Origin of the sequence: Aquabacterium sp., assembly GCF_014378415.1 — a bacterium.
Classification (GTDB): Bacteria; Pseudomonadota; Gammaproteobacteria; order Burkholderiales; family Burkholderiaceae_C; genus Aquabacterium.
On record NZ_JACMNS010000179.1, the window covers coordinates 1 to 4,549 of the forward strand.

4 protein-coding genes are annotated in these 4,549 nt (G+C 66.0%); 1 reads left to right on the forward strand and 3 read right to left on the reverse strand.

The genetic code is table 11. From position 1 onward, the window contains the following. Positions 1-60 precede the first annotated feature (60 nt). A complete protein-coding gene (locus tag H7225_RS16070; protein ID WP_290663641.1) occupies positions 61-834 on the reverse strand; it encodes a LytTR family DNA-binding domain-containing protein in 774 nt (257 codons plus the stop codon). Beyond that, on the reverse strand, positions 834-1,922 hold the full coding sequence (locus H7225_RS16075) for a histidine kinase (protein WP_290663642.1): 1,089 nt from the start codon (positions 1,920-1,922) through the stop codon (positions 834-836). Before H7225_RS16075 ends, H7225_RS16070 begins: the two co-directional genes overlap by 1 nt. Before the next feature lie 161 nt (positions 1,923-2,083). Here H7225_RS16075 and argH point away from each other — a divergent pair, with 161 nt between their 5' ends. Continuing rightward, complete coding sequence (argH, locus tag H7225_RS16080) at positions 2,084-3,499, forward strand: argininosuccinate lyase (protein WP_290663643.1); 1,416 nt, start codon at positions 2,084-2,086, stop codon at positions 3,497-3,499. Between the two features lie 12 nt (positions 3,500-3,511). Here the strand turns inward: argH and H7225_RS16085 are convergent. Further along, the coding region (locus H7225_RS16085; protein WP_290663644.1) for a transketolase C-terminal domain-containing protein at positions 3,512-4,549 on the reverse strand (1,038 nt) is incomplete at its 5' end.

Below are 4,549 nucleotides of genomic sequence, written 5' to 3' on the forward strand. Positions count from 1 at the left end.
AAGTCGGCGATTTGCTGGCCCCTGGGCTTCTAGGCCGCTCGCCTCGCGGGGGCGCTGTGTTCAGCGCCCCGCCATCACCTCGCGCACCGTGGCCACCTGCCGCCTCGACACGGCCAGCCACTCGCCTGTGGGGCCGACCTGCACGGCCCAGGTCTCACCGCCCTCCTCGTCATCGGCCCGGCGCTCCAGCGCTTTCATGGCCGATCGCGCCACCAAAGCATTGCGGTGCACGCGCACGAAACGCTCGCCCAGTTGCACCTCCAACTCCGTCAAGGATTGGTCCAGCACATGGCTGTGCTCGGCCGTGCGCAAGGTCACGTACTTCAGCTCGGCTTTCAGGTAGATGACCTGTGAGGCCGGCACGCGCACCAGTCGGCCACGGTCTTGGGCCACCAAGGTGGGCTCGTCCACCGGTTCGGGCGCAGCGGGCGCCATGGCACTTGGCTTTCGCTTGGCGCACCGCGCCAGCGCCGCGTTAAGGCGGTCCAGCCGAACCGGCTTGGTCAGGTAATCCAGCGCCTCCAATTCAAAGGCCTGCAAGGCATGGCCCGCGTGCGCGGTCACGAACACCACGGCGGGTGGGTTGGGCAAGGTGCGCAGCCGTTCGGCCAAGCGCAGGCCATCCGGGCCGGGCATCTGGATGTCCAGCAAAACCAGGTCGACCACCGGGGCAGCAACCCCATCGTTCGGGCTGAAGACCGCCAGGGCATGACGAGCATCGCCCGCTTCTGCCACCACCACATTGGGGCAATCCGATTGCGACAAGAGCGTCTTCAGGCGCAGGCGCGCCAAATTTTCGTCGTCCACCACCATGATGCGCAAGACATCGTTCATCAAGCTGGGCCCCCAGGCTTGAGCGGCACCGACACGCGCACCACGTAGACCGAAGCATGCTCGGCCGTTTCACCCTTGTGCACCCCCGCCGAAAAATTGGCCTCGACATCGTGCATCAGGCGCAAACGCTGGCGCACATTGCGCAAGGCGATGCCGTGGCCCGCGGTGGAGGCCGCTTGCGGATTCGCGGGGATGGAGTTGGTGATGGTCAACACGGCCTGCCCGGCCTTCACGTGCGTGGACACGCGCACCCAGCCGCCATCGGGGTCGGTCTCCACGCCATGCTTGACGGCGTTTTCCACCAGCGGCTGCAGCATCAGGGCAGGCACCTCGGCATCGCCCGCAGCAGGGTCAAGCGTCCAGTGCAAGGTCAGGCGCTCGCCAAAGCGCAATTGCTCAATGCGCAAATAGCGCTGAGCCAGGTCGATTTCATCGGTCAGCGAGGCACGCAAATGCGGCGAGGTCAAAGCCTGGCGGAACAACTCGGCCAGGTCTTCCAGCACCGCTTCAGCCCGCGTGGGTTCGATCTGCACCAGGGCGATCGCGGTGTTCAGGGTGTTGAACAAAAAATGCGGGCGGATGCGCGCCTGCAATTCGGCCAGCCTTGCCTGGGCCTGGGCCGGCAACTCGCTGCGACCGCGCTGGCGCAGCCAGGCCAGGGTGGCCGAGGCAAAGGCAACACCCGTCAGCATGGCCGGGCACACCGTCCACCAACTGCGCGGCGCACCGCCCATCCACCAGTCCAGCATGGAGGATTGAACCTCGCCATACAAGCCCGCCAAAGCCCCCAGCAGCGCAGCACTGACCCATTGCCCCGGGGGCGACATGCGCTCCAGCACCGAACGCCCCGCGCAGGTCAGCACCAGCCACAGCAAACTGGCGGGCAAAGCCGTGGCCAAGGCCTGCGACCAGCGCACCAGCCAATCGGCCGGGCTGGCCGCCACATGGGCCACGCCGAGTGCCAGCACCAGCTGCATGCCCAGCACCACGCGCAGCACCACGCCCACATGGCAAACGTCAAACGCCGAGCGTGAGGCGCTGCGGGTGGGAGTGGCGGCCGGCTGGTCAAAGCCAGTGGCCGCCCACATCGTCGGTGCGGCCAGGGTGTCCCCCGGTTTGTCCTGCGTTGGGGCCCTGGACGGCGCTTTTACCGGCGCGGCCACCCGCGACCGAGGTGATCGGTTCGACGTGGGGGGCGTGGGCTCTCTACAATCCATGGTTGGAACATTCTCGCCCAACACGCTGCGCCATGAGCACAAATCAACTCGACACCAAGTCCCAGGCCTGGTCGGCCCTCTTCTCAGAGCCGATGAGCGACCTGGTCAAACGCTACACCGCCAGCGTGTTTTTCGACAAACGGCTGTGGCGCGCCGACATCCAGGGCTCGCTCGCGCATGCGGACATGCTGCACGCCCAGGGCCTGATCTCCGCCGCCGACTGGGCGTCCATCGAAAAAGGCATGGCCCAGATCACGCAAGAGATCGAAGCCGGCAACTTCGAGTGGAAGCTCGACCTGGAAGACGTGCACCTGAACATCGAAGCCCGCCTGACCACGCTGGTGGGCGACGCTGGCAAGCGCCTGCACACGGGCCGCTCGCGCAACGACCAGGTCGCCACCGACGTGCGCCTGTGGCTGCGCGGCGAGGTCGATGAGATCGGCGTGCTGCTGACCGAATTGCAAAAAGCATTGGTGGCCGTGGCCGAGCAAAACGCCGAAACCATCCTGCCCGGCTTCACCCATTTGCAAGTGGCCCAACCGGTGAGCTTTGGCCACCACCTGCTGGCCTACGTCGAGATGTTTGCGCGTGATGCCGAGCGCCTGGTCGACCTGCACAAGCGCATCAACCGCCTGCCGCTGGGTTCGGCCGCGCTGGCTGGCACCAGCTACCCGCTGGACCGCGAACGCGTGGCCCGCACCCTGGGCATGGTGGACGAAGCCGGCCAGCCCGCCGTCACGCAAAACAGCCTGGACGCCGTCAGCGACCGCGATTTCGCCATCGAATTCACCGCTGCCGCCTCCCTGGTCATGGTCCACATCTCGCGCTTCAGCGAGGAGCTGATTTTGTGGATGAGCCAATCGTTCGGTTTCATCGACCTGGCCGACCGTTTCTGCACCGGCTCATCGATCATGCCGCAGAAGAAAAACCCCGACGTGCCCGAGCTGGCGCGAGGCAAGACGGGCCGCGTGGTCGGCCACCTGATGGGCCTGATCACCCTGATGAAGGGCCAGCCCCTGGCCTACAACAAGGACAACCAGGAAGACAAGGAGCCCTTGTTCGACACGGTGGACACCTTGAAGGACACGCTGCGCATCTTCGCGGAAATGGCCGGAGGCATCACCGTCAAGCCCGAGGCGATGGAGCGTGCGGCCAAGAAGGGCTATGCCACCGCGACCGACCTGGCCGACTACCTGGTGAAGAAGGGCCTGCCTTTCCGCGATGCGCACGAGGTGGTGGCGCATGCGGTGAAGGATGCCATCGCCGCTGGCGTGGACCTGCCGGAGCTGTCGCTGGACAAGCTCCAGACCTACAACCCAGCCATCGATCAGGATGTGTTCGAGGTGCTGTCGCTGCGCGGCTCGCTCAATGCGCGCAATCTGCTGGGCGGCACGGCGCCGACACAGGTGCGGTCGCAGGTGGCACGCCACCGGGCTCGCCTGGGCTGACCTTGCCGAGCATCAGTTCCGCAAAGGCTTCACATTGGATGCCGGGGCCTGAACGCCGGGTGCCACGAAAGCGGCCAGGCGCTCGCGCACCGACTTCTCGATGCCCGCGGCATCCAGGCCGCACATCGACATCAGCTTGACCGGATCACCATGCTCGACGAACTCGTCGGGCAGGCCCAGGATGACCAAAGGCTTGGTGATGCCCGCTTTGCACAAGGCTTCTGCCACGGCCGATCCGGCGCCGCCCTGCACACAACCTTCTTCCACCGTGACAAAGGCATCGTGCGTGCGGGCCAATTCCAACAGCAATTCGGTGTCCAGCGGCTTGACGAAGCGCATGTTGGCCACGGTCGCCTCCAGCGACTGGGCGGCCACCAAAGCCGGGTAGAGCAAGGTGCCAAAAGCCAGGATGGCGATGCGCTGGCCTTGGGGCGCGGCGCTGGTGCGTCGCACCTCACCCTTGCCCCAGGGCATGGGCTTCAAATCGGTGGACACCGCCACGCCAGCCCCCGCCCCACGCGGATAGCGCACGCACACCGGGTGCTGCTGCGCAAAAGCCGCGCTCAAGGCCTGGCGGCACTCATTCTCATCGGCCGGCGTCAGCATGCTCATGTTGGGGATGCAGCGCACAAAGGCGATGTCGAAGGCGCCCATGTGGGTGGCGCCATCGGCCCCAACGATGCCGGCGCGGTCCAGCGCGAACACCACGGGCAGGTTCTGGATGGCCACGTCGTGGATCAACTGGTCGTAGCCGCGCTGCAAAAACGTCGAGTAAATGGCGATCACGGGCTTGAGCCCTTCGCATGCCATGCCGGCAGCAAAGGTCACGGCGTGCTGCTCGGCGATGCCCACGTCGAAATAACGCCCGGGGTATTTTTGATGGAACTCGACCATGCCCGAGCCTTCGCGCATGGCGGGCGTGATGCCGACCAGGCGCGTGTCTTGCGCGGCCATGTCGCACAGCCACTGGCCGAACACCTGGGTGAACGTGGGCTTGGGCGGCTCGGCAGATGCTGCGGCCTTGACCAGGCCCACGGCCGGGTCGAACTT

Excerpts from the sequence above, each read along its gene's own strand:
- H7225_RS16070 (WP_290663641.1), bottom strand. The coding sequence starts at position 834 with ATGAACGATGTCTTGCGCATCATGGTGGTGGACGACGAAAATTTGGCG.
- H7225_RS16075 (WP_290663642.1), bottom strand. The coding sequence starts at position 1,922 with ATGTGGGCGGCCACTGGCTTTGACCAGCCGGCCGCCACTCCCACCCGC.
- argH (WP_290663643.1), top strand. The coding sequence starts at position 2,084 with ATGAGCACAAATCAACTCGACACCAAGTCCCAGGCCTGGTCGGCCCTC.